Annotated in this window: 28 protein-coding genes; 5 read left to right on the forward strand and 23 right to left on the reverse strand. The window is 58.2% G+C overall.

Annotated features, from left to right (window positions below):
• Nucleotides 1–2 precede the first annotated feature (2 nt).
• From KUG85_RS04655 to KUG85_RS04670, 4 genes are all read right to left on the reverse strand, one after another.
• Complete coding sequence (locus KUG85_RS04655) at nt 3–968, reverse strand: NAD-dependent epimerase/dehydratase family protein (RefSeq protein WP_223004291.1); 966 nt, start codon at nt 966–968, stop codon at nt 3–5.
• 160 nt (nt 969–1,128) lie between these two features.
• Complete coding sequence (locus KUG85_RS04660; RefSeq protein WP_223004292.1) at nt 1,129–1,506, reverse strand: hypothetical protein; 378 nt, start codon at nt 1,504–1,506, stop codon at nt 1,129–1,131.
• Nucleotides 1,507–1,662: 156 nt separating this feature from the next.
• Nucleotides 1,663–1,932, reverse strand: a complete 270-nt coding sequence (locus KUG85_RS04665) for a hypothetical protein (protein ID WP_223004293.1) — start codon at nt 1,930–1,932, stop codon at nt 1,663–1,665.
• A complete protein-coding gene (locus KUG85_RS04670) occupies nt 1,929–2,708 on the reverse strand; it encodes a lysozyme family protein (protein WP_223004294.1) in 780 nt (259 codons plus the stop codon). Before KUG85_RS04670 ends, KUG85_RS04665 begins: the two co-directional genes overlap by 4 nt.
• Before the next feature lie 487 nt (nt 2,709–3,195).
• On the opposite strand from KUG85_RS04670, the gene KUG85_RS04675 reads away from it, so the two are divergent.
• Nucleotides 3,196–4,053, forward strand: coding sequence for a class I SAM-dependent methyltransferase (locus KUG85_RS04675; protein WP_223004295.1), 858 nt, complete (start codon nt 3,196–3,198; stop codon nt 4,051–4,053).
• Nucleotides 4,054–4,059: 6 nt separating this feature from the next.
• On the opposite strand, the gene KUG85_RS04680 is transcribed toward KUG85_RS04675, so the two are convergent.
• Nucleotides 4,060–5,511 (reverse strand): glycosyltransferase, encoded by a 1,452-nt coding sequence (locus tag KUG85_RS04680; protein ID WP_223004296.1) that lies wholly within the window; start codon nt 5,509–5,511, stop codon nt 4,060–4,062.
• 147 nt (nt 5,512–5,658) lie between these two features.
• On the opposite strand from KUG85_RS04680, the gene wecB reads away from it, so the two are divergent.
• Both wecB and KUG85_RS04690 read left to right on the forward strand, forming a co-directional pair.
• Nucleotides 5,659–6,738 (forward strand): non-hydrolyzing UDP-N-acetylglucosamine 2-epimerase, encoded by a 1,080-nt coding sequence (wecB, locus tag KUG85_RS04685; RefSeq protein ID WP_255606252.1) that lies wholly within the window; start codon nt 5,659–5,661, stop codon nt 6,736–6,738.
• A 12-nt stretch (nt 6,739–6,750) separates the two neighbouring features.
• Entirely contained in the window at nt 6,751–7,005 is a 255-nt protein-coding gene (locus KUG85_RS04690) for a hypothetical protein (protein WP_223004297.1), read from the forward strand.
• On the opposite strand, the gene KUG85_RS04695 is transcribed toward KUG85_RS04690, so the two are convergent.
• The 10 genes from KUG85_RS04695 to KUG85_RS04740 form a co-directional block, all read right to left on the reverse strand.
• Complete coding sequence (locus tag KUG85_RS04695) at nt 6,998–9,463, reverse strand: hypothetical protein (protein WP_223004298.1); 2,466 nt, start codon at nt 9,461–9,463, stop codon at nt 6,998–7,000. The genes KUG85_RS04690 and KUG85_RS04695 overlap by 8 nt on opposite strands.
• Nucleotides 9,464–9,538: 75 nt before the next feature.
• Complete coding sequence (locus KUG85_RS04700) at nt 9,539–11,713, reverse strand: phage tail protein (RefSeq protein ID WP_223004299.1); 2,175 nt, start codon at nt 11,711–11,713, stop codon at nt 9,539–9,541.
• 1 nt (nt 11,714) lies between these two features.
• A complete protein-coding gene (locus KUG85_RS04705) occupies nt 11,715–12,134 on the reverse strand; it encodes a DUF6950 family protein (RefSeq protein ID WP_223004300.1) in 420 nt (139 codons plus the stop codon).
• Nucleotides 12,131–12,709 carry a transcriptional regulator gene (locus tag KUG85_RS04710; RefSeq protein ID WP_223004301.1) on the reverse strand — a complete coding sequence of 193 codons (579 nt, stop codon included), beginning with the start codon at nt 12,707–12,709 and terminating at the stop codon, nt 12,131–12,133. Before KUG85_RS04710 ends, KUG85_RS04705 begins: the two co-directional genes overlap by 4 nt.
• Before the next feature lie 3 nt (nt 12,710–12,712).
• Complete coding sequence (locus tag KUG85_RS04715; protein ID WP_223004302.1) at nt 12,713–13,420, reverse strand: hypothetical protein; 708 nt, start codon at nt 13,418–13,420, stop codon at nt 12,713–12,715.
• The gene (locus KUG85_RS21205) at nt 13,420–14,928 is read right to left on the reverse strand and encodes a phage tail tape measure protein (RefSeq protein ID WP_322098556.1); all 1,509 of its coding nucleotides are present in this window, start codon (nt 14,926–14,928) and stop codon (nt 13,420–13,422) included. The genes KUG85_RS04715 and KUG85_RS21205 overlap by 1 nt, the downstream gene beginning before the upstream one ends.
• Nucleotides 14,929–15,246: 318 nt before the next feature.
• Nucleotides 15,247–15,576 carry a phage tail assembly chaperone gene (locus KUG85_RS04725; protein WP_456094046.1) on the reverse strand — a complete coding sequence of 110 codons (330 nt, stop codon included), beginning with the start codon at nt 15,574–15,576 and terminating at the stop codon, nt 15,247–15,249.
• Nucleotides 15,573–15,989: a hypothetical protein gene (locus KUG85_RS04730; RefSeq protein WP_223004304.1), complete on the reverse strand. Its 417-nt coding sequence runs from the start codon at nt 15,987–15,989 to the stop codon at nt 15,573–15,575. The genes KUG85_RS04725 and KUG85_RS04730 overlap by 4 nt, the downstream gene beginning before the upstream one ends.
• Nucleotides 15,990–15,999: 10 nt before the next feature.
• Nucleotides 16,000–16,497 (reverse strand): hypothetical protein, encoded by a 498-nt coding sequence (locus tag KUG85_RS04735; protein ID WP_223004305.1) that lies wholly within the window; start codon nt 16,495–16,497, stop codon nt 16,000–16,002.
• Nucleotides 16,498–16,546: 49 nt separating this feature from the next.
• Complete coding sequence (locus KUG85_RS04740) at nt 16,547–16,969, reverse strand: DUF4128 domain-containing protein (RefSeq protein WP_223004306.1); 423 nt, start codon at nt 16,967–16,969, stop codon at nt 16,547–16,549.
• Nucleotides 16,970–16,987: 18 nt separating this feature from the next.
• Here KUG85_RS04740 and KUG85_RS04745 point away from each other — a divergent pair, with 18 nt between their 5' ends.
• Nucleotides 16,988–17,182, forward strand: coding sequence for a hypothetical protein (locus KUG85_RS04745; RefSeq protein ID WP_223004307.1), 195 nt, complete (start codon nt 16,988–16,990; stop codon nt 17,180–17,182).
• Here the strand turns inward: KUG85_RS04745 and KUG85_RS21080 are convergent.
• Both KUG85_RS21080 and KUG85_RS04755 read right to left on the reverse strand, forming a co-directional pair.
• The gene (locus KUG85_RS21080) at nt 17,160–17,420 is read right to left on the reverse strand and encodes a hypothetical protein (protein ID WP_255606253.1); all 261 of its coding nucleotides are present in this window, start codon (nt 17,418–17,420) and stop codon (nt 17,160–17,162) included. The two genes, KUG85_RS04745 and KUG85_RS21080, sit on opposite strands and share 23 nt — an antisense overlap.
• A gap of 194 nt (nt 17,421–17,614) precedes the next feature.
• Nucleotides 17,615–18,673 carry a structural protein gene (locus KUG85_RS04755; RefSeq protein ID WP_223004308.1) on the reverse strand — a complete coding sequence of 353 codons (1,059 nt, stop codon included), beginning with the start codon at nt 18,671–18,673 and terminating at the stop codon, nt 17,615–17,617.
• Between the two features lie 47 nt (nt 18,674–18,720).
• Here KUG85_RS04755 and KUG85_RS04760 point away from each other — a divergent pair, with 47 nt between their 5' ends.
• Nucleotides 18,721–18,906: a hypothetical protein gene (locus KUG85_RS04760; RefSeq protein ID WP_223004309.1), complete on the forward strand. Its 186-nt coding sequence runs from the start codon at nt 18,721–18,723 to the stop codon at nt 18,904–18,906.
• Nucleotides 18,907–19,114: 208 nt separating this feature from the next.
• On the opposite strand, the gene KUG85_RS04765 is transcribed toward KUG85_RS04760, so the two are convergent.
• The 6 genes from KUG85_RS04765 to KUG85_RS04790 are packed head-to-tail and all read right to left on the reverse strand — an operon-like array spanning nt 19,115 to nt 22,912.
• The gene (locus KUG85_RS04765; RefSeq protein WP_223004310.1) at nt 19,115–19,507 is read right to left on the reverse strand and encodes a hypothetical protein; all 393 of its coding nucleotides are present in this window, start codon (nt 19,505–19,507) and stop codon (nt 19,115–19,117) included.
• Entirely contained in the window at nt 19,507–19,989 is a 483-nt protein-coding gene (locus tag KUG85_RS04770) for a DnaT-like ssDNA-binding protein (RefSeq protein WP_223004311.1), read from the reverse strand. Before KUG85_RS04770 ends, KUG85_RS04765 begins: the two co-directional genes overlap by 1 nt.
• Before the next feature lie 3 nt (nt 19,990–19,992).
• Nucleotides 19,993–20,334, reverse strand: a complete 342-nt coding sequence (locus KUG85_RS04775; RefSeq protein ID WP_223004312.1) for a hypothetical protein — start codon at nt 20,332–20,334, stop codon at nt 19,993–19,995.
• Nucleotides 20,335–20,381: 47 nt separating this feature from the next.
• The gene (locus KUG85_RS04780) at nt 20,382–21,401 is read right to left on the reverse strand and encodes a major capsid protein (protein WP_223004313.1); all 1,020 of its coding nucleotides are present in this window, start codon (nt 21,399–21,401) and stop codon (nt 20,382–20,384) included.
• A gap of 14 nt (nt 21,402–21,415) precedes the next feature.
• Complete coding sequence (locus KUG85_RS04785; RefSeq protein ID WP_223004314.1) at nt 21,416–21,778, reverse strand: head decoration protein; 363 nt, start codon at nt 21,776–21,778, stop codon at nt 21,416–21,418.
• A gap of 3 nt (nt 21,779–21,781) precedes the next feature.
• The gene (locus KUG85_RS04790; protein ID WP_223004315.1) at nt 21,782–22,912 is read right to left on the reverse strand and encodes a DUF2213 domain-containing protein; all 1,131 of its coding nucleotides are present in this window, start codon (nt 22,910–22,912) and stop codon (nt 21,782–21,784) included.
• Between the last annotated feature and the right edge of the window lie 2 nt (nt 22,913–22,914).

Here is a 22,914-nt window from a genome sequence, read left to right on the forward strand (position 1 = left end):
GCCTAAACAACTTTTCTCGCGCTCGAACCTCGATCCATAAGGTCACGCTCAAATTCCACAGTAGCCTTCAACCCTTCAACTAGCCCAAACTTGGGATAGTGGCGCAGTTCCAAACGTGCTTTCTCGACATTTAACACCCTACGACGAATATTATCGATGTCACGGCGCTCGTGATGAGTGATGTTGGAACGAGATTCACATAGTTGTATGATGGTGTCAGCGAGCTGGTTCACGCTGGTCTCAACGCCGCTGCCAATGTTGTAGACTTGACCAATAGCTCGAGGCGACAACGCAGCCATCAAAGTGCCTTCACATGCGTCTTCAATGAAGGTGAAGTCGCGCGTCTGATATCCATCCCCGTGAACCTTCAGTTCTTCGTTTCTCAGCGCCCAATGGATGAATTTCCCGACTACACCACTATAAGGATTTGTCAGATCCTGCTTAAAGCCATATACATTTGTGTAGCGCACTACCGAAATTGGAAGCATTTCGCGCTCCCAAAAGCATTGCGCGTAAGCTTCACCTGTATATTTGCTAACAGAGTAATTGTTTAGAAATTGGAAGCTCACGTTTTCAGAAACCGGGAGATACTGCGGATTACCGTATATAGACGAAGTAGACGAGTAGACAACTCTCGGAACATCAGCTCGTAGGCAGCTATCGAATACGTTGTAAGTCCCAATAATGTTGGTCTCAATATCTTCAATTGGATGCATATTTGAAACAATAACGTTTCTGGCCGCAAGATGAAAGACGATGTCCTTCCCCTTGACGCACTCAGCGACAACCTCCTTGTCGGCAACGCTTCCTTTGGTGATCTTCAGATCTAAGCCATCTAGGTTTTCACGCTTTCCCGTAAAAAAATTATCCAGGACTTCCACATCATAGCCCCCCTTGTACGTCAGATAGCGAGAGAGGTTTGAACCGACAAAACCCGCTCCGCCTGTGATCAATACCTTTTTGGTCATTCGATTCTCCCTTATCCGGCGCGCAGTCCTAGCAAAAGGCGGACATATAGCGGTACTGAGTGACAGGCAAGCGAATAGCACATCTGGTACGTGTAGCCGTTGGCGCGTCATCCAAATAGCCGGACTTTATCTGTGCTAAGATGACCGAGCCATCTACGCCCTAGTGCGGCAGCTTGTTTCTGGCTTCGATGACCCTGTCCAACCTCTCTGTCATCCCATCAAGACGCTTGTCGAGGCGCTCGCCTACATCTTTCACAATTTTAGCGAGCACATTCATCTGCTCTGACATGCCGGCCTTGGTAGCGTATTTCTGAGCGACTTCGATCTTGTGCTCGGCCAGATGAGCTGACGTCATCTCCACTTTGCTCCGCAACTCGTCGATCTTATCATTGACTTCGCTTACCTTCTCTAGCGCGTCGTTCTTGGCCCAATCCATGCGGCTTTCGATACGCCACCAGATTGCAAAGCTACAGGCCACGATAGCCGCTATCACGCCCACAACCGCCCACAGCGCTTCCCATGTGATGTTTTCTGCCACTGCGCCCGCTCCTACCGTCCGTGCCGCTCACACTCGGATCGAGTCCAAACTCCACTGGCGCAGAGCCCGGCCACCGTCTCATCGATTGCCATCTGATCGTTTTCAGTTCTACCCTTTGCGCCGATCAATGATGTCCCGGCTACCTGTCTAAGCCCTTCACGGTTCACAGGTACCGGTCGCGAAGTCGAACATGCGGCCACGCTCAGCGCAGCGGCGATAGCGAACACGCCAGTCTTCAGCCGCATTGCCGGCCTCCTCGTTTTCCTGATTGATCTTCGCAGCAAACGCGGCCTGTTCGTCCACACGTCCCCGGTGGTGGCCGTAGCGGTAGATGCCGCCCGCCAGCGCCAACACCAGCAGAACCGCTCCCAGCGCCTGCCCCAGCTTCGAGAACAGGGCTTTGTAGACCAGACTGGCGCCGATCATGACGCCAGCCCTAGCTTCTTGCGCACGGCCGGCATGCTGGAGATCGCGTAGATTGCAAAGCCAGCGATGAGAACCACGATTGTGATTTGGGCCGCCGGGTGCAGGTCGCCCAGCGCGGCAAATGGAGCGCCAATACCGGTCAGCAACCAAGTCCAGAAGCGCTTCGACTTGGCAACAGGCTCAGGCTTTCCCTCCGGCTGCGGGCGGGGCTCGGGCTTGTGAGCCTTGGTGTTTGCCAGGGCATAGACCTTATCCAGAACCGCCTCAACTTCCTCAGGCGAGACCAGTTGTTTGTTCAGGCCATCACCGGCATAATAGCTCTCTCCCCTGCGCACTTGTCGTTTCGCGCCGCGCGTGGCATCCAGCACAGGAAAAGACGCCCATTCGCCCGCGAGGCGCCGACCGAACTCGGTGCGATCGATCTCACCATTGACGAACTGGTGATAACCGCGGCGGATCAGCAGGTGATAGGCAAGCCTGTCCTGCAGGTTCGCATCGAATATCTGAGAGCCGCGAAGGCCGAGCTCTTCCTTAAGCCCCATCAGCGTTTTGCGGATGAACTGCGGCGCACCGGCCGCTGACGATCTATGACGGCGCGACCAGTTGCGCTGTGCGGCGATCACCTCGTCCACAGTCATCCGTGTGAGCGGCTTCGACAAGCGGTCCTGTCGATGACCATAGATCACTTCATAGCATTCAGGCGGCGTGAGGCTCGTTTCTGTCTCATAGACGAATGCAAGCAGCAGCGCCGCGCCGGCGGGAACCGTGCGGTCCATATCGTTTCCTTTCTGATGATGAGCCCATGCGAAAGCGCCGCACCGGTGGGCACGGTCTCGCAATGATTCTGAATTGGGTTGAGGTGACTATCGGCCGAGCACGCGCCCGGCTCCGTGGCTCTGAATTACCGTGCGCAACAGAATGTCATTCGCAATCAGCACGGGAGGTCTGCCATTTGATCCCGCGGCGGACCTGACCCGGACCGCCCGGCCGGCGCTGACGAGCCGCCCTCCGAAGCGTCGGCCGACCTACGTCATCGCACCAGTGCCGGGGCCAGTTCGAGAACCTACCTTCGGCCGCCAGCGAGCGAAAATCCCCCCCCTTGAGCGCCCCAAGCCTTAAGGTGTGAACCCCAACAATTCGCTCGTTGGCGCTGCTTAGAAAATCCACCAGCAATGTCGAATGACTCGCACCGATTTCAGTGCCATATTAATCGATCGGAGAAATGCGTGATCATGGGTAGGTGGTGTGGGAAGCTCCAATCAATTGAAAAACCAGAACCCGAACGACCTAGCTCGGCAAGCAAGGAAGGCTGAGAAAGATGGTTATGATGTCGACGCGGCATCACTCTATTCACATGCCATTGGCTTGAAAGGCCCTGATTCACCTGCGTGGTGGTTTGTTCGTCTTGCCAATGCACACGTTCGGATAGGCAACAAGCGCGAGGCGCTCAAGGCGTATGACCAAGCTGCTCGACTTGATCCGAGCAACAAAGGATGGGCAGCGGCAGTCGAGGAACTGCGCAAATGGCAAGAATCGAACAACTCTTCAATCGAAGCGTCTGCCGAGTACTATGATCGAGTGTATCAACAGTCAGACGCCTACCGACAGGCCGGAGAAGACACGCCCTATGCCGAAATGTGGACCAGGATCCGAGAGAAACTTTGTCTCGCAGGCTCTACGAAGGTTCTGGACATAGGTTGCGGGCCCGGCCAGTTTGCAGCATTCCTCCACGCCGGTTGGGACGGTAACTATCACGGATTGGATTTCAGTGATGTCGCGGTTCAACAGGCAAGTTCACGCGGGCTGCCCTACATATTTCACTGTGGAGATGCGCAGAACTCTGAGCTCTTGACCTCACACGATTACGATGCGGTCGTCTGCACCGAGGTGTTGGAGCACGTCGACGGTGACATCCAGTTGCTCCAACGGATCAGACCGGGCGTCTTCTGCCTGTGTTCAGTCCCTAGCTTTTATGCCTTCGGGCACGTTCGATTTTTTCAAACTCCCGAGCACGTTTCTGATCGATACAGCCCATTGCTCAATGAGCTAGAAGTTGAAGAGTTTCTACTTCCATCGAACGAGAGGATTTATCTGTTCTCAGGCACCCGCAAGGATGACTAGAGTTCTTCATCCAAACACTCGGGTTATCCCCCGCCTAAAAGCGTGAAGCAATCCCTCGTTCTTGGCAATATTCATAAACGTTCCCACGCTCGACTTAGTCTGAGTTTTCGACATTGGAGCCGCGTTGTTTAAGGCCTGCAGCGGGCGAGCGATCTTTGCTGCTTTTTCCTGTTGTATTTGTGCCCGGCGCATCACCTCGGCCAAACGGCATGAGAAAGCAGAGTCCAAAGAGGCCGATTCATTTACTTCCCATTGAGCCGCCGCTTTACGCCGCTCAACTGCGACCTCATCTCTGCGCTCCTTCAGGAGATGATCGTAAATCTCTTGAATCTTCTCCTCTTGCCGCTCCCAGCAATATCTCAGCTTCAAGCCCGCATCGATCCGGCTCCGGAAACTCTCGCGCTTAGAAAGCACGGTCCGAATCGCATCTGCGCAAGAGGTCACATTGCCGGCCTCAAATGTCGCGCCAACCCCGTACTCATCGATGAACGCTTTCATACTCTCAACGTCGCTGAGCACCATGGGAAGGTCAGCATGGAGGTATTCAAACATTTTGTTTGGTAGCGCCACTTGAGCATTGCCGTAGTGTACGAGCCCATGAATTCCCAAATCTGCCGAGCGGATGAATGATGAAACCTGATCACTCGGGACGTATGGATGCGTGTGAAAGCGGCCACTCATCCCCATCCGTTGTGCGCGAGACTTCATCTCTTCGACGTACTTGCCCTGGCTCACGAAGACGAGATGCAACCCCTCAACTTGCGCACATGCGTCAACAATGGTGTCGCACCCACGCAATGGAGTGGCTCCGCCGACAAACACTGCCAAAGGTGTACCTGACGGCAAATCAAGGGCGGATCGAACATCTCGCCCCGTAGACGAAAATGCGCCCGCGACTGGCACGTTATAAGTGACCTGAGGCGCTTCCTTTAGACAGTAGCGCCGCACAAGCTTCGATGCGAGAAGATCACTTACAGTGGTCAGCTTGTCTGGCAGAATAAGGTATTCGCGCTCCCATCCCAGACATATTGGCTTGTAGGTTACGGATCTTGCATTCCCCTCCAAGCCTGCGACAAACTCGTGCAGGTCGTGCACCCAGGGTATGTCGTGTCCACTTGCCAAGAGAGCGTGCTTTGCCGCGGCTCCGATCTTCAGACCGATCATGTCGTGGGAGTGGATGATATCTGGATTGAGGTCTAGAATTTCAGGAATTGCGCGTCGGACATAAAACCCCATCAGCAGACGCAAATCGTCGTGCTGTTCATGTCCCCAGAGCCCCAATTTCCCAAGACTGCCGGATGGATTTGGTACCAGCACCACCGGGACACCCTCGATTTCCGCCCTCTCGACACTCGTAGCGCTTGTCACACCGACAATCGTTGCACTATATCCCGCATTCAATGCGGCCTGCGCGGTCTTAATCACCCGACTGTCGCCGGCAACTCGATTGTAGACCATCGAAACTACATGTGGGCTTGTGTTCGACATCGAATCCCCGTCAGCTATCGCTCCGCGCAGTGCTTACAATTGCCAGCGCGATAAGCCAAGCTAACAGTTGCAACAAGTTTTTTTTCAACCACACCAAACGCTAGGCGGGTATTCTCCTTGTCCAACATAAGAATCGCCACTGTAGTCGGTGCAAGACCACAGTTTATCAAGGCAGCTCCCCTTTCACTGGAGCTCGCGCAAAACGCCGATTTCCAGGAGATTTCAATCCATACTGGTCAGCATTTCGATGCAAATATGTCCGACGTGTTCTTCAATGAATTGGCTCTGCCCGCACCAGCCTATAACCTCGGCATTGGCGGCGGGTCTCACGCTAGGATGACAGGAGATATGCTCGCGGCAATTGAGCGCATCCTGCTCGATGAGGCGCCAAATGCGGTGTTGGTATATGGGGATACCAATTCTACGCTCGCGGGCGGCTTGGCTGCCGCAAAGCTCAATATCCCCGTGATACATGTCGAGGCAGGGTTGAGGTCGTTCAATCGCCAAATGCCCGAAGAGATCAACCGCGTGTTGGTGGACCATCTCAGCACATTGTTGTTTTGTCCTACCTCCACATCAGTCCAGAACCTTAAGAACGAAGGCATAACGCAAGGCGTTCACCAAGTGGGCGACCTAATGTTCGACGCCACGTTAGCGCTCACCCCAATTGCAGCCGAGCGATCGAGCCTACTGGAGGATCTGGGCTTGGAACCCGGAGCGTATTGCGCTGCTACACTCCACCGCGCAGACAATACGGCGTCGGCAGAGGCTATTGAACGAGCGGTTAGTTTTATGGTCGAGTGTGCGAACGGCAACGAGGTTGTTCTTCCTGTGCATCCGCGCACGAGGCTTGCTGCCGAGAAGTTTGGCATCTCGATACAGCGCCCCGGCGTGCGTGCCATTGAGCCCCTCGGCTACTTAGATATGATCGCATTGGCAAAGAACGCATCCATGGTTTTCACTGATTCTGGAGGACTCCAGAAAGAAGCGTATTTTCACGGCGTCCCGTGCGTTACGTTGCGAAGTGAGACGGAATGGACAGAGACTGTCAGCGCAGGCTGGAACCGACTCTGGATCACTGAAACCTATGAGCCAAGAACTGATATCGTAGAATACGGCGACGGGAAGTCCGCACAGACTATGGTGGCGACTATTCGCGACTGGATACACACCAACCCGTCAACGAATGACCGGTGAACGGGAGGTTTCATGTCAGAAAACATCGTCCAGCTTTTTCCGGTAGTGCCGGAGCCAGACATTCTCCTCGAGTGCACTCAATGCGGCCACAGCGATCTCTACTTCCTCCCCGTCGAAGACTGCCCGGACTGCGGTCACCAGATGAAGCTCCATACGGGCACGGACTTCATGGATGAGCATATGATGGAGGAAGGGCTTGCGCGCCAGGCTGAATACGAAGCGGCCATGAAGGCGCGCAACAATGAGCCCCCAACCGAGGTCAAGTGAGGTTGCCGCCCTCTATGGATTCTGCCCCTGCGACTGATACTCCGGCCGTTGTAGTGCCATAGAAGACGTTGCCATTCGTATTGATGCGATTAGTATTCACGCCTCGGCAGCCATATGCGCCACCGCGGATCGAGTTACCAGAAACGGCTACATATTGGATGTATCCGGCTGTCGCGGCGACAAGGTAAATCCCAGTGCCCCCCGCCGCCACCCGCCCCGAATTGGCGGAAATGACTCCATCATTGCACGTGTTTGTCGACTGGCTTTCGACCTTGATTGCCTGAGTTGTGCCAGCACTGCTTTCGTAGTACGAATTTCCGACAATCGAAAAACTATTGATAATCGCCGTTTGTGCGCGGAGGAAGATTCCGCCGACATAGTCCCGGATGGTATTTCCGTTGATGATCACGCTCTCGATGACGGAGGCGCCCTGTGCATTTACGAAGACGCCATAGTTGCCAGCAGCGCCCGCGACATCGTTCCCCGAAACAATTGAAGTTACCGCCCCGAAATCCGAAAGAACCTGATGGAAGACGCCATAGCGTTTTGCCCCACGCACTGTATTGCCAGTGATTTCTGCATTGCCGCCCTGAACGATGATACCGTCCACGGTAACAGCTCCATCTACGAAGATATAATTGTCAATGAAATTGATGTGGTCACCAGCGGGATGACAGTCGAATCCGGCTTCGACCGAGCCAAAAGCATTGTTATTCTGGACAGTTATATGTCTGTTCACTCCGTCTGTGCCGCCAATAGTGACACCGTGTCGAACGCGCTCAAAGGAACATTCCGTAATGTTGACCCAGTGACACCCATTGACGATGGCGACGCCATAAGCAAGGCCGGCGCGGAGGGCACGTTCGCAACGCGTTCTATGGATATTTACGTGAGCCGTTCGGCCAATCATCAAAGCGCGATCATCGAAGTCAGCGAAGCGACAACCCGTGATGGTTAAACCACTCAACAGGGTTAGATCGGCTGCATACTGCTCACCCGCGACGCCCGAGCCGAACGCCTCTACAGCTTCTAGCTCGATATCTTCCAGAAAGTTGAGCCTATTGACCTTTGCGTTGTCCGCAATGGTGTAAGAGTATGCGAGAGGCGCAGTCAGAGTGACGACAGACCCGGCAATGGATTTGACACGTACCATCTCGCCGAAGGTGGTACCATCGAGAGCACACCATTCACCATCAGATGATATCCAGAGATAGTCATTTTCGGCCAAGCCCGCCACTGACGAGAGTGACACAGAGCTTGCGCCAGTGGTTGCGTCGGAACTGAGCGCCAGGTCGCCGCCCATAGTTCCCGAAGCCTCAAACAACTTGTCGCCATTCGCGGCATTGGAAAAATCCAGCACCAGATTTCGGATTTTTATGTTTGCCTTTAGCGCGAGAGTACTGTCGACCCGATATGTCTTACCGAGACCATCCAGAACTCCACCGGCAGGCAATGAAGCTATTGCAGTGTTTATCGCGGAGGCATCATCAACCAACCCTCCTCCGGAAGCACCGAAGAGCATAGGCGTGGACGCGATCGCTTGCGATAGCTCTGCCGAGAGCTTACCCCGGGTAATTCCTTCGTCGGCAAGCTTGCTGGTGCTGACAGCACCATCAGAGAGTTTTGATGTGGTAATGGCGCCATCTGCCACGGTCGCATATGGGAAAGTCTGCCACGCGCTACCATCCCAATACCTCCATACATCAGAGGCGGTATTGAAATAGATCGTTCCAGGCTGTTTCGTCAGACCTTCGCCAGCCAGAAAGGCATCGGCTGCAGCGTCATCCGGAAAGGGCCCGGCAGACTTCTCACGCATTTCGCTCAGTGCAGCTTCCGCCGCAACTTGTGCAGCTTCCGCAGCTGCCTGAATGGCCGCACTGGCCTGATCGGACAGGAGCCGGAAATTACTGCCCTGGATCACACCAAGCATCACGGAGCTTGCCGGAAGGCCCGCAACGCTCACATCGTTTCCGGCAACGGTCTTCACCGTTAGTGACGTTGCGCCGTTGAAGGCCACGGTGACAGGAGAGCCCGTGTTCTCCGCCACGATAGGCAGGAGGATCAGTTGGGTTTCGTTCACGGCCACGGGCGTTGTGGCTTCAATCGCGTTTGCCGTTCCCGTCCCTGCGTTGGTGGCTTTGACAAAGCCCTGACCCGGAACATTGCCGACCTTTACCCACGAGCCTGAGCCGGACGCGCCCTGCTTCATGTAGAGGCCATCGTCGGCAATACTCTCGCCGATGAGGATGGCGCCGGTATTGGCCGGGTGGTCGAGGTCACCATCCAGCGCGGCAAGGCTGTCGAAGACCAGGAGATCGCCGCCAGTGACTGCAAGGTCGATGACCTTCTCGACTTCGGTCATCCACGTCTGCATTTCGCCATTGACGACATTGCGCGGGTTTCCGGCCGCATCGGCAGGCGCAGCAATATCAACGCCAAGCTTGGTGAAAAGCGTCATGAAGTATCTCCGATTTTGGATAGGCTTTGCCGGCCGAGGCGCGCGGGCCGCGGTGGCTGGATCAGGGATCAGGAATTACGGGTAGTAGGGTGCGCTGCGGGTACCGTTCGACGTGACAGCCAAAAAGCGCCGCTCTTCGAGATCGGGATCGTCAACCGGCGGCGCGACAACCGTCACATCTTCTCCGGGGCGAACCTGATCGTTGCTGGCAAGGTCCTCCCAAGGTCCCCAGGCACCTGCGCTAATGGGGCGCGTGCGGTGCTGAAGTACGAACTGCACCACCTGGATGTCCTTCGTGCCAAAATACTGGGGCTGAATGGGGCTTCCGTGGACCGCAGGCGGGTTCGGCTGCGTGTTGTCGATGCTGGCCGGTCGCATCTCCTCTGGATCGGAGAAATACGAGGCATCACCATCGCCGTTGAACCAACGAACACGCAGATCGGCGTCTTTGCCAAGTGCGTTCACCGGTGCGCGCGCAAACCAGACTGACGCGGGTCTGTCAGTTGGCACCGCTCCCCCCGACGCTTCAAAATCATCCCATTCCGTCATTCCCTGCCACGCGTCCGGAAGACCGCCCGTATAGACCCGATAGCTTGCTTCGGCAGTAGAGCCCCCGGAAGGGTGCGTATACTGGAGGCGGAGCTCATAGGTGCCGCTCGGATATTGCACGAGAGCAGCGTCGAGGATGTCCGGCGTGTCCAGATCGCTTTCATATTGGAACTCTGGAAGAATGGGCGGTGCGGGAACCTCCATTGTTTCCGGGTCCCATGGCACCGAAAGTTCATCCGGGATGATGTGAAAGGCGATCTCGCATTCGCCCTCGTTGTCATCCACGCGAACCGGCTGCGTGCGTGCTCGAACCATGATGCTGGCGCCATCTTCGCCAACGTCCGGTATCTCGATAAGTGCCGTACGCTTCCCCCATGCCGCAACGCCGGCCATGGTGGTCTTGATGACCCCGAAGTCAGCCCGAGCCATCAGAAACAGCCTGCGCGCGATCCTCTGTGCCTGGCTGGCGTTGCAGCAGAAGATCAGATCGACCGGGAACTCCTGCTCGCCATAGACATCGATCTCGTGCTGCACCCTCGCCCAAGGCGCATCTGTCAGGTCAATTTCCGCCATCTCGAACCCACGCTCGGGAGAGAAGTAGCGCAACTTGCAAACGTTGGGTCGTTTTGCCCCTTCCGGCCCGGCCTGCGGGAACCGGTCAATGATGTGCCGGTTCAAAAACGTGATCTCGGGTTCCGGCCAGTCCTCGATGAAGGCAAGTGTCTCTTTGCCCTCGCCGGTCTCCCGGACCTCGAGTCCCGCACTTTCCAGCATGTCCTCAACGATGTCGTAGGTGAGCGGCCCTTCCCATCCGCCCGAGAGCTGACAGCGCGGGGCAGTGCCGGTCAGGGTGGGCACCAACGCCTCACCCTGCGTCACAACTGGCTCAATGGCATCGAAGTCGATGTGCGTATCCCGCATACCCGGAAGCCGGCGCCACCAATGCAGGACATGCAGTACGCCGTTGATCGACCAATCCGTCGAGTTGTCACGCGGATCGTAGAACTCGCCAACTCGGGCCGTTATTTCGACGGCTTTGATGCCACCCTGAAACAGTCGGAGAAAGCGGTCACTGCCAGTTCCCGGATTAATCGCTCTGATCAGGGTCTGTGCGATTCCGCGAACACGATGTTCCGGTTTCCAGAGTGACGGGAAATCGCCCATAAGCTCCGGCCATGCCGTCTCTGAGCCATCGCCGACCTTTGTCTTGAGGTAGAGATTGGAGCCGCCACTGTGCGCCCAAGGCGGCGACGTGACTGCGCCGTCAGGGTCGACCGTGACCGAGAGCTTATCGTAGAAATACTCCTCAATTGCAGAGAGCGGGCCAAAGCAGTGCAGCAGAAGGCGATAGATGTCGTATCCGGCCGTATTGCCAAACCCGACAGTGCCAGCGAGACGCACGCGGCCAAAGGCATAGCGCCCCGGCCCTTCTTTGCCTTGTGTGGTGTTTTTGATCTCGTTCGGGTCGACTGATGGCTGCCGACCGAACAGCGCGGCCTGTAGCGCCACCTGGGCGGCCGTGACAGCAATGCCTACCGTTGCGAGGCCGATTGCTGCTGCACCCACCGAAGGCAGCAGAGCACCGGCACCAACTGCTAGAAATGCCGAAATCACCGCCGAGCCAATTGCCACGAAGGCATAGGCAGGCGAGAGGGTCGCCAGCATAATGCCAGCGGCCAGAATAACAGCTCTGAATTTCATGTCAGACTTGCCAGCTTTTCACGATGCGGTGCGAGCGGACACCGAGGATGCGAACGCCCTCCTCGGCCCGCCAGATAAAGGTCTGGCCGTGCAGCCAGATACCTCCGACATGACCGAGGCTGGTGTCGATGATGCCGATGTCGCCAATCTCCGGCGTGTCATGGCGCTCAACCAGTCCTAGCTTGCGCGTGATGGGTTTCCAGACCTCGACCAGACCACCGGCTTCAGCGATGATGCGCGCCGCTTCTTCCTCAGTGTCGTAAAACGGCCAGTCGAACTCCCGGCCGGCGACCTCGGCCACCCATTGGGCAGGTAACGTGGAGCAATCATCGACACCCCATTCCACCGGCTTGCCCTTGAGAGCATCAGCGATTGCCCGCAGGCGCTCACCACGCTCTCTCTGCTCAACCGAGACCGTCACTTCTTGTAATCCTCGATGATCGGCGCGTTGATGAAGTCCAATCCCTTGTCACCGGGGTAGCGCTGACGCTGACCGGCCGGAGACCACTGCGCACCGGCGGCCGGAAAGTTCAGGCCCTCCCAAATCGAGACAATGCGCTTCTGAATCGCTCGTATTGCCACGCCGACGAATGCGAATTTCGGGGCGGTGATCTTGCCTGGATAGAGCTTCTTGAGCCCGATGATCGCTTCACCGGTCTCAGCATCGAAGGTCGCGAAGTAGAGGTCGCACTGCGCGCCCTCGACCGCATGACGGTCATCCCAAACCGTCTTGAGGAATTCCCGGTTCGCGCCAGAAATCACAACATCGACAGCCGGTGCCTGCCCGAAGCGAGGCTCCTCAATCGAGCCAACCGAAACAAGCTGCCCGCCGAATGGATCACTGACTCCCTCCCACACATGCCCACCGATCTCGACCGGCCCCAGCCCCGTGTGAAGTCGGCGTTCACCAGACGGCAAAGCGACATGGGCGAACCATGCACGCTGGATGTGCGGCCCGGACAGCTTGTCCAGGTCTTCAACCGTGTAGAAGGTCATGGATCAATCCGTGAAATACTGCCGAACGTAGGGATCAATGATCTCGGACAGCTGCACGCCCTGCCCCTCGGTGTGTACGACACCGCGCGCCATTGATGTGCCGCCGGGCACAGTCTTCATGACGAGGGTTGGATGCAGGGTCGCGAAGTCGTCGGTGGTGAGTGCTTTGCGCAGACGAGGCCAGATCCGATACTGGCCCGGCGCAATCACCTGAGTGATCATGTAGAGGCCGAAATGGAACGGCATGAACCCGAGATAGTCGCCAATCCCAAGCTGATGCCCCCAGAACGCATCCGAGATGGTTACAATGCCACTCTTATAGGCGGCTGCTGCAGCCACCGGCACAACCGGATAGGAAGGTTTCCAGCCTTTTCCGTTGCTCCAAGGCTCACCATTCGACCAAGGCTGCTGAACGAAAGGCCCTACAACCCCGGCTTCTTTTGGTGTCAGAGCATCGCCGTCAACGAACGTAACCCGAGCAGCGTTCGCGCCCTCCATCAATGCAGTTAGGAAGCCTCGCTCACGCCGCGCCTCACGCCCCTTCTTGAGTGTGAAATCCAGGCGAAATGAGACCACCTCACCTATGCCGCTCCGTGTCTGCTCTGAGCCGTCCGAGGCAGTTGTCGTACCGGAGTTGCGCGCATTCGGCCCGCTGGTCCACGTGACCTTGGTAAGCCGGATCGGCTCTGGAAAATCGACAAGCCGATACATCAGAACGGGCTCCTTGGTCTGATCCTGCGGACACGGCGCTCTTCGTCCCGACCGTCAATCCGCGCATCAAAACTACGGGATACCCGAGCACTGGACGCCGCACTCTCTTCACGGGCAACCGGGCGGGATGCTCGCTCAACCGCTGTGTCGAAACCGCCATCGGCATCGAAGCGTGAAACGAGCTCGAGACGCATAGGCTGATCGTTTGCTGCCTGACGGGGCGCAGTGACACCAAGACGGCCGTCAGGGCCGCGGCGCAGCGGCATGATCGCCTCCGGCCCCGCTTCACCCATCAGGCCAGCGCCATTTGCCATCGGGAATACCGTTGGCCGATTGACCACGCCACCATTGGCGAACGGCACGACGTTGCCCTGCGCAATCACACCGCCACGCGAGAAGCCGAGAAGCCCTCCGAGAAGTCCCTGAACGAAACCACCCCCGAACAAGCCCGGATTGAACTGCATCATGAGCTTCATGGCCACGGACAGAGCCTGCGAGAGCGCATCCTTCCAGCTCAAAGTGCCATCGATGAGCCCTTTGAGGATGCCGCCAGTCTCTCGACCTGCGTCCTGAAGCGCGTTCTGCATGCGCTCCATCTCTTTCGTGAGCCCATTCCACGGGTCTTTGGCGTTGTCGGCTGCATCCTTGAGCGCCTTACCTGCCGCCCCGGCCTTGTCCTCAATGCCGTCGAGCGCATTCTGAACGGCCTGCGCCTGCACCGCATCGAAGAACTGCCCCATGTAGTCGGTATTCATGATGTCGGTTGCTCGGGCATCTAGGGCACCATATCGATCCGAGTGCCGCTGACTGGCCGCGGCACCCCCGATATCGACACGCCCGACCTTTACCGACATGGGAGCCGGAGCAAGCGGCAGTTCAAAGCCCGTGCCGCGCAGCATCCCGTTGATATCTGTCAGTAGACCGTTGAGCGCGACCAGCGCCTCGCGCACCATCTGCTCGATTGCGGACAGAAACCCATTCGCGGCTGCTTCTCCTGCCGCGATGAACGCATCCGGTGTCGCCAGGATGCCGGCCTTGATGATCTCGAACGAGCCGAGCACCAGACGCACGAGATTGTTACCCATGGTCTTTGTGGCGGTAACAACGACATCCCAAGCTGCGGAGAACCACGGCGCCATGGCGTTGATCGCCGGCTGGAGCATCGTGAAGATGCCGTCGCGAATGACCTGGAACGTGGCTAGCGCCACGTCGCCAAATCCGACCGTTACCGCGCTCGTCTGGTTGATCTCGTGCTGCATACCGGCGATAGCGGCCGTCACCCCACCGGCAAGGAGTGCGATCGGACCAAGGCGAGCAGCGAATGCGCCAACCTGTACAGCACTGTCCTTGATGGCCTGATTGAAGCCGCCTCGCCCCATATAGAGCTGACCGATCTGCGCGACCTGAAAGCCCAGGTTCTGTAGGGCATAGATGCCCATCGTTGGGGCGGTGGCGAGGGCCTGACCGATATCGATCAACTGGAAGGAAAGTTGGCGATTGTTGTTCATTGCTATGCGAGCAGCACGAGCCTGCGCCTGCATAGCCGCGGTGCCAGCATGTGTTGCGGCCGTCTGTCGCCCTTGAGCCGCCGCTGCCATATCGGTGGCGGCCCTAAGTTGTGCAGTTGCCGCGCTGGCATCCCTCGCTTGCCTGGCGAATTGGCCCGTCGCGGTCTCCGCGCCCTGCGAAGAAGCCGCAAGGCCACGCTCAGCCCTCTCTGCCTTACCGGCGCTAGACGTCAGTCGGTCGAGATCGACTGCGGCTGTTTTGGCCTGTGAGGAATCAACCTCAAAGCCAAGGCGAGAGACCGACATGGCAAATCACCTCTATCCAAACAGGGCTTTGACGAGTGCGGGCGTTACCGGCTGGCCTTCAACGACTTCTGGCTCGTCTTCCGGGTCTCGGCCGAGCCAACGGAGACGGATGATTTCCATCTCATCGAGCGCGCGGATTTCCCAGGGCTTCAGGCGCGTGCCGGACACCCGGCACCACGCATCAATCTCTGTCGGGCTGATCGCGTTGGCCGAGTAGCCATTGCTGCTGCGCCGCGCATCAAGCCGCCAGAACACCCACCAGAGCCGTTCGGCCACCGTAGGCACGAGTGGCCTACGCTTGTCGTGGACGGCCTCCAGCGCTTGGCAGAGCGCAGCGATCAGCCCTTCGTAAAACGCGCCCGGTTGCCGGCGGCTTTGTCGACCTGCTCACGAATAAAGCGGTGCCGGCGATAGAGCTTCTCCGCGTTCTCCTCGCTGAACTCCAGTTCCTGCCCGTCGAGAATGATGTTGGGCGCCCAGCCCATTGTAAGCTTGGCGAGATACCGGATGCCGCGCTGTGCAGCCTCACGCGCCTTGAGCCGGGTCAGGTTCTCCTGCTCTATCAGCTCGTCGGCGAGCTGTTCCTGTGCGGTCTGGGCGCGTTCACTGTCGGGACCGGCAGCGCGAATGGAGAAACCCATCGGAGTCTTGCCGTCCGGTCCCACAATCGCGATCTCAATACCGGCTTCGTGCTTGGCCTTCGCATCATCGAACGACGACAGATCGACGGCCTTCTTATCGGTCTTTGCGGTCATGGTGTGCTCCTTACGCCCCCGTCGCCGCAGCGACATGGACGATATTGCTGTTGATTTCGACGGTGGAGTTCATCCGGCGCGGGTCGTTTGCGCCCCCACCTGCGCGCGACTTCGACATGACCAGCCCAATGAACAAGCTCTCCGATGGGGTCGGAGCTGGGCCGGTGGTCGGCGCGTCATTGTAGACAGTGCGAAAGGGGTAGTTGTCGTCGGTCTGTTCCGCGGCGATCATGGCCAATTGGCCGGGATCGTCAGCAACGACATCGAAGGTGTTCTCCATTGAGCCTGCATTGCGCGTGCCCTTGGCCTTCTTCGTCCGCTTGTTGCCAATCTGGTCAGAGGTGACGAGCGTTGCAGAATCACCGCTTGCGCCCATGGTCACCCATCCTTTGACTTCGATCCATGTGACCGCATCGAAGTCAGCCGCAACAAAGTCATCGTCTTGATCATCGATTGCGGCTGAGCCGATATAGAACTTGCACCCTGCGACGGGATACATCTTGGCCATGCCGGCCTCCTATGCTGATAGGGATGCCTTGCCGAAGGGCTTGAAACGGCTAGTGGAAACACTCCCACTGAATGGTCACCGGGATATGCACCCGGCTGTCTTCCGGAAGCATGTCAGCGACGGTCGGGCGCTCCATGACGCGCACCGTCACATCGTCCTCAGTCATCTGGTGATCACACGGAAAGTGTGCCGCAACCTGCCCCGCGATCTCGCGCGGCCGGAGCTCACCCTCGAATTGTCCCTTGGGCCAGAACACGCTGACCTGGAGCAGCCCGATGTAGCGATGCACTCCATCGGATGCGATCCACTGCCTCTGCGTGACATTCGGCACGAACTGGACGCGCAGGAACTTCTGGTTCTCCGGCGGTGTGAAATCGACATTGGGCCACGCGATTGGCAGCCCCAGCGCCGACAGGCCGGACGCCCGCGCCATCAGCGCAGCAAAAATCCGACCTTCCGTTGTTGCGGCCATTCCTATACCTTCCCCGCGATGTCAGAGATAAAGCCCCTGTCAGACGATGAGATCGAGACAGTGCTGCACGAAATGATGCGGCAGATCGTTTCGTTGCGCGCAGAGACAGAGATCGGGCAGGAAGCTCTCCGCACCGCCCTCGTCGGTCCCTATGGAGCATTGATGCGCATGGAGCGCCGGAAGTCCGGTGCTACAGACCAAGACGCCCCTTGAGTTCAGCTTCCTTGGCCGCGACGATAGCGGGCCAGCGCTGCGCGACCATCTGCACCCACGGTCGACCGGCCATCCTTGATGTCCCGAAATGGACGAAGCCGGCATAGTTCGCCGTGTAGCCCACATAGAGAGTCTCGCCGAGTTCAGCCCCGGCAATCACAACGGTGATTTCGGCCAGGTAGTCGGCATCAGGAACGCCTTGCGGCCGGTCTGCCAGCGGTATCGATGTTCTTGACACTCTCACAGATGATCGAAGGAAGCCCGTGCGCCGATAATTCGGACTGGCCGGGGCCTCGTAGACCATCTGCGTAAGGAGCCGGTCAGCCTCTGCTACCAGTTCTTGAACGCTTTCCTTGAATATCGCCTCTGTCGCGCCATCCACTGCGTGACACCAGTCGGCCACCGAAGCAGCGAAGCTATCCCCCTGGGCCATCAAGCAGCCCGCGCCCTGAACCGGCGCTCCACCGATGCGAAGTAGTCGATCCTGAACGAGAAATGGCACTTGCAGAAAGCCTTCTCGCTGATCGGGGCATCCGATGCATGCGGATGCGCCATCCTCACTCCATTCGGAAGAACGAAATCCTCGCCATAGGCCACGCTCTTGCCGTTCATGGCGCGGTGGTGAAGCCTCGGGTTTTCCTGCGTCGTGTGATGCCAGACCTTCGTGACCGCATCGGCATCAATCTTCCCCGCCGCGATCTGCTGGCGAATGGCTTCAGTGCGCGCCTGTGAGATGGCCTCCTGTGTCTCGTTCTGCGCCAACATCTCGCCCCTGAGAGCAAGCAGCCGGTCTGCATATCGCCCAGTGATCCGGTTGACGGTTTCCGCGTCGAGCGGCTGTTCTTCGCGGATCGCCTTCATCACGGCACGATCAAAGCGCCTGTCCCGCCGGCCCCGCGTCAGGTAATGGCGCATGGCCCGAACATCGCCCGACAGAAGCTCCTGACGCGCTCGCCTGACGAACTCCTCCTGCGGAACCGTCAGGCCGATGACGCCACCCGTACGGCGGTTGCTGGACCGGTCCACGCGCCCCACGACGCCCAAGGCCGTCTGGCGCGGGTTCTTCCCCTCGGCCAGCCCTGCTGTCAGATGCTGGCGGATTGCCTCACGCTGATCATCAACGATCCGGGTGACGAGCGTTGACGAGTGATCGCGCAGCCATGCCTCGGCCTCCGGATTGCGCAAACCAAAGCGGAACACCACGCGGTTTCCGTCTGGATCGCGGACCTTAGGCAAATTCCCCACTTCCGCCTGTCCTCCATCTGCATAAACATCAAACAGTGCCTGCTCGAAGCGAGAGAACGCCTCTCGTTCGATCTGCATGGCCTCGATAGCGCCCAGCGCATCCCCGCGCTCCAGTCTCTCCACTACGATGCGCAGCGTGATCGAGTTGCGGATATCATCAATGGCCGTGAGAAAGGCTTCACGCAGCAGTGGTTCGTGACGAGCAATCAATGCCTCAATGCTACGTCGAATTGATGTGGTCACCATACTCAACCGCTTTGCTAAGATAGCCTGACTGAAGGGAGGATAGTGTCGTGCCGATTTTTGACCCGGTGCTCACTGCGGTGTTCGCGTCAATCATGTTCACCACCACAATTGTCGCCACAGCCGAGAACTTTGCCTCTGGTGACAATCCGTGGCCCTGCATGCGTAAGGGCTTCGCCAGTGGCGCTTTGGCAGGCGTGCTCGCTGTATTCTTCAAAATCTGGCTCGGGGTGTAGCAATGAATTTCAAGGTAGCCGACACTGGCGCCCCGCTTCTCGCGCCACACTCTCTTTTGCGCTACATCGTGTTCAACGTAGCCGCTGTACTGTTCTCGACGTTCCTCGCCTTGATCAGTTCGGCCGATTATCTGGTCACTTCTGTCGTCGCTGTGGCGATTGCCACTTGGCTCTGTGGTTACACATCGAGGAATGCCGGGTAGAGTGCTCAGAACGCCACCTGCGCCGTCCACATCACGACAGTATCGCCAGGTTCCAGCGGATCGACCCGCACCACCTCGTGCGCCCTGCCCTTGATTACGATCTGATCGCGCTCTGTCGGGGCGTTTTCACTGTCTGGCGCATCTGCATAGGCCGGGATTGAAACGCCCTCAGTCGAGATCAGCACCTTCTTGTCGGATGTCCCAATGAGTGAGCTTTCCCGCTCCTTGAGGCTGTATTCAGTCACCACGAGCGTGCAGGGATAATCGTTGGTCTCAGGCGTCGGGTTCCATGGATCACCGCCGGTCATCGTCGTGCGGCGGATGGCGCCGGCCTGACCGAACTTCTTGATCAGACGGGCGGCAGTGGCCCGAGATTTGGCGTAGTTGAAGCCGGCCATCATACCACCATGATGGCGAGATCATTGAGAGATGAGGTCAGCAACGGTTCAAGAAGCCCTTCGACAGAAGCAAGGAGAGGTGTGGCGGAGGTGACAGCATCGCCAGCACTACCGTCCATGTACTCGGTCTCAAGCGGCCCCACCTTCTCACGCTTTACGCGCTCCGCTGCCACAACGACAGGTTCAAGGCTGCCGGGGGTTTCCATCTCCTGCAACGTTGCATGATAGCTCGCATTGACCACCCGTAACGGCACCACATCTGAGGCAATCGCATTGCCCCATTTGTCGGTTGCACCCACGCGCGGCCAGGCCCGCTCCTGATCTATGCCCCCTGCCGGCTGCCCAAAGAAGCGATCACCATAAACGGCGTCGATATAGGCGCTTCCACGCTGGCGGGCTGCGGCAACGGTTCCGGACGGCACGGTATACCCGTTCTCAGTCGCCCAATCCTGAAAGCCCTGATCTGTGCCATAACCCGCCATGGATCAGTCCTTCTTGGAAACGAAAGCTTCGCGGTCCTCAGCGCTCATTTCATTGAACGCATCGGCGTCAGCCTTGGATAGACCCGACAGAAGCACGTCATCACCCTTGACGATCTTGAACTTTCCACCGCCATGATGAACGGCTTTCAGCTCGCCATCCTGCGTGGCCTCGTCCTTCATTGGCGTCATTGTCACGCCGCGGGCCTTCATGCGATCGATGAAATCTTCCGAAACATCACCCTCGATATCGATGACTTTCGTCTCGCCGGGCTTCACGTCTTCGGAACCGCCAAACACCTTGAACGCCTGGGTACGGTGATACCCGTTTTTGATCTTGAATTTCATGGTTACGATCTCCGATGAGAGGGAGACAGGGGCCGAAGCCCCTGCCCTTAGGCGTTGCCGATACCCTTCTGGAGGACAGACGGACGCTGGCAGAAATACAGCGGGTAGCTGTAGAGTTCGCCTTTGGTCCAAGCCTGACGATCCCGGTCGGGGATATTCAAGGCGTACACGTCCTGTCCGGCAGTGTTGACGTATGGGCCGAACTCGGCCGGCGCCATGGCCTTCTTGAACACGTCACGCGCGCCCACCGGGAAGAATTTCGCCTCATTGGCGGCGATTGCCACCGTCGAGTTGTCATCCGTGCCCTGGTAGTTGTGGAACGTGATTCCGCCGTAGGGGAAGCTGCGGAAAGTGAGGTTCTGGCGCAATTCAGAGGCAGCGGCCCAGTTCTTGTAGGTGTCGCGCACGTTCGGATGATCGATGAGGTTGTCATAGAACGTGTCGCCCACAAGGGCATGGACCGAGGTGGCCGGTGTGAATGCTCCTTTGGCTGCCCGCTGCATGAGGCGGATCACCTGCGAGCACTTGCCGCGGACATTGGTTGTATCCGTGGTCAGGGCGAAGTCGATTGCCGAGGGCTCCGCGATGCCAAATTCCGTGAAGTAGTTGTAGATCACGGTCGTGCCGTCAGCATCGAGCAACTTGCCCTGCAGCGCGCCCAGACGATGGTACTCGTGGGTGAGGTCCATATCGTCGCGGATGCGCGCCATGCGGCGCATATATTCGGCCTGCACCTGCATCAGTTCGGTTTCGGATCCGAACTGGCGGATACCCTGCACTTCCTCAGCGTAGAGCGTGAAGCTCTTTGCAAGGCGCGTGGTGCGCAGCGATACCGCGTCGCGGTCATCGCCTTCCAGTTCCGTGGGAGGCGCTCCGGTGGGGCTGGACGGGATGAGCGTCAACGAGCCGTTGCGCCGATCCACGAACACAGTGCGGGTTCGCACCGGCATCGGTTCGAAGATTCCGAGCTGGCCGAGCAACTGCGGCTTGTAGTCGATCTTGTCGACTGCCCCGGTCAGCGAGACCATGATGAAGGCCGAGGAATTGAAGACGTCCATGGAAGCCATTTTGTCGGCCCTCCTTATCGTGCCACGATCCCGAGAGCGGCGAGTGCTTCCGTCCCGGTTTCGATCTGGTTGGTGGTGGCACCGTCGAACCAAGCGAGATCAGAGGCGCGAACCTCGCAATCCCGCACCATCACAGTGCGTTCGTCATCAGCCGCGCCGCCCTCGTAGAGAACGCCCGCAACCGTTTCTGTCCCGTCCGCATTGCCGGGATTGTAGGTGGCGTAATGGCCCGTCGCGGTGACGATGCCGACCACAGTGCCAGGCTCAATCGTGCCGGTGACGCCGGTATCGATGATCCCCTTTTCACGGGAGCGATAGCCGTTCGCCTCGGAGACGATGAAATCGGCCGTACGCTTGCCTTCGGTGAGAGTTGCCATGGATTAGGCCTCCTTCTTCGTCTGGACACCGGCGGCAGCGAAAACGCTGTCCGACCATGCGCCGTTTGCGTCAGCAGCCTTGAGGCCACCTTTCAGGGCATCGCGGACCTGATCGCCATCGCCCTTGCCCGCGTCTTCGGCAATGAAGTCGAAGGCCGCATCGATGTAGGCCGCGCTTCTGTCCTTCACGGCATCCTCACCGCGCTTGGCGATGACAACGGCCTTTCGGATGTCAGCGTCAGCAACGCCTTCCGTCTTGACGTCAGGGGCGAGTGCTTTTGCCTTGCCGACGAGATCGGCTCGCGCCTGCACCAGCGCATCGAGCGCCGCAGCGTCGATGACCTTCTTCTCAAGGTCCGCGATCTTGGCGTCCTTCTCGGCCAGTTCCGTGTCTTTCGCGTCGAGGGCCTTCTTGTGGGCCGTCTCAGCATCGGAAAGCTTCGTCTGGAGCGCTGCCGCGTCCTTCTGGAGCTTGTCAATGGCCTGGGCGCCCTGATCGGTGGTGCTCACCGACAGCCCGTCCACGACCACAGTGCGAAGTGCATCACTCATGGTGATGGTCTCCTTATCCATGGTTGGAGTGATCGGGGCAGCGCCCCATTTATTCGCATCGTCACCGATACGAACCTCGGAGCCGGCGCGACCTTGGTGCACGACGGCGATATGGTTGGCTCGAATATTGCGCTGGATGGCGTCGTAATGCTCACCATCGGCAGTTTTTCCCGCAGTCCAATCCAGCGTGGCCATGTAGCCGGCTGAGAGCTGGCGCTTGCCCCCCTCGATGCCGGAGATCATCTTCCCGTCCGCCACCATCAGTGGGATGCGCAGAAACGTGCCGTCTCTTGCGACTTCATCTCCGGACTGCCCGACAGCCAGTTCCTTCCAGTTGTCGGCGGTGACATCTTCGTCGGGATGATCATTCGTGATCGGGCGGTGGGCGAAGGACGCCATGGCATCACGGGAAAAGACTTCATCAGGCGGTCGATAGACCCGCACGACAGGCATTTGCGGTTTGCCGACTTCCCATCCCGCATAGTTCTGTATGCCGGTTCTGGCCACGCGAGCATCTGCAACAAGGTAGCCGTCATCGCGCAGCCGCGTTCCCGCGACGGTAACTCTGTCAGTAAATTGCATGG

The sequence above is a fragment of the Nitratireductor rhodophyticola genome (genome assembly GCF_019891355.1).
Lineage (GTDB): Bacteria > Pseudomonadota > Alphaproteobacteria > Rhizobiales > Rhizobiaceae > Nitratireductor > Nitratireductor rhodophyticola.

What these genes read in the sequence shown, in the direction of transcription:
- KUG85_RS04665 (WP_223004293.1), bottom strand. Translation starts at nt 1,932, where the DNA reads ATGATCGGCGCCAGTCTGGTCTACAAAGCCCTGTTCTCGAAGCTGGGG.
- KUG85_RS21205 (WP_322098556.1), bottom strand. Translation starts at nt 14,928, where the DNA reads ATGAACAACAATCGCCAACTTTCCTTCCAGTTGATCGATATCGGTCAG.
- KUG85_RS04775 (WP_223004312.1), bottom strand. Translation starts at nt 20,334, where the DNA reads ATGAAATTCAAGATCAAAAACGGGTATCACCGTACCCAGGCGTTCAAG.
- KUG85_RS04740 (WP_223004306.1), bottom strand. Translation starts at nt 16,969, where the DNA reads ATGGCCGCAACAACGGAAGGTCGGATTTTTGCTGCGCTGATGGCGCGG.
- KUG85_RS04745 (WP_223004307.1), top strand. Translation starts at nt 16,988, where the DNA reads ATGTCAGAGATAAAGCCCCTGTCAGACGATGAGATCGAGACAGTGCTG.
- KUG85_RS04710 (WP_223004301.1), bottom strand. Translation starts at nt 12,709, where the DNA reads ATGACCTTCTACACGGTTGAAGACCTGGACAAGCTGTCCGGGCCGCAC.
- KUG85_RS04765 (WP_223004310.1), bottom strand. Translation starts at nt 19,507, where the DNA reads ATGGCCGGCTTCAACTACGCCAAATCTCGGGCCACTGCCGCCCGTCTG.
- KUG85_RS04790 (WP_223004315.1), bottom strand. Translation starts at nt 22,912, where the DNA reads ATGCAATTTACTGACAGAGTTACCGTCGCGGGAACGCGGCTGCGCGAT.
- KUG85_RS04785 (WP_223004314.1), bottom strand. Translation starts at nt 21,778, where the DNA reads ATGGCAACTCTCACCGAAGGCAAGCGTACGGCCGATTTCATCGTCTCC.
- KUG85_RS04700 (WP_223004299.1), bottom strand. Translation starts at nt 11,713, where the DNA reads ATGAAATTCAGAGCTGTTATTCTGGCCGCTGGCATTATGCTGGCGACC.
- KUG85_RS04770 (WP_223004311.1), bottom strand. Translation starts at nt 19,989, where the DNA reads ATGGCGGGTTATGGCACAGATCAGGGCTTTCAGGATTGGGCGACTGAG.
- KUG85_RS04780 (WP_223004313.1), bottom strand. Translation starts at nt 21,401, where the DNA reads ATGGCTTCCATGGACGTCTTCAATTCCTCGGCCTTCATCATGGTCTCG.
- KUG85_RS04680 (WP_223004296.1), bottom strand. Translation starts at nt 5,511, where the DNA reads ATGGTCTACAATCGAGTTGCCGGCGACAGTCGGGTGATTAAGACCGCG.
- KUG85_RS04655 (WP_223004291.1), bottom strand. Translation starts at nt 968, where the DNA reads ATGACCAAAAAGGTATTGATCACAGGCGGAGCGGGTTTTGTCGGTTCA.
- KUG85_RS04715 (WP_223004302.1), bottom strand. Translation starts at nt 13,420, where the DNA reads ATGTATCGGCTTGTCGATTTTCCAGAGCCGATCCGGCTTACCAAGGTC.
- KUG85_RS04690 (WP_223004297.1), top strand. Translation starts at nt 6,751, where the DNA reads ATGTCAGAAAACATCGTCCAGCTTTTTCCGGTAGTGCCGGAGCCAGAC.
- KUG85_RS04730 (WP_223004304.1), bottom strand. Translation starts at nt 15,989, where the DNA reads ATGACCGCAAAGACCGATAAGAAGGCCGTCGATCTGTCGTCGTTCGAT.
- KUG85_RS04695 (WP_223004298.1), bottom strand. Translation starts at nt 9,463, where the DNA reads ATGACGCTTTTCACCAAGCTTGGCGTTGATATTGCTGCGCCTGCCGAT.
- KUG85_RS04735 (WP_223004305.1), bottom strand. Translation starts at nt 16,497, where the DNA reads ATGGCCAAGATGTATCCCGTCGCAGGGTGCAAGTTCTATATCGGCTCA.
- KUG85_RS04670 (WP_223004294.1), bottom strand. Translation starts at nt 2,708, where the DNA reads ATGGACCGCACGGTTCCCGCCGGCGCGGCGCTGCTGCTTGCATTCGTC.
- KUG85_RS04755 (WP_223004308.1), bottom strand. Translation starts at nt 18,673, where the DNA reads ATGGTGACCACATCAATTCGACGTAGCATTGAGGCATTGATTGCTCGT.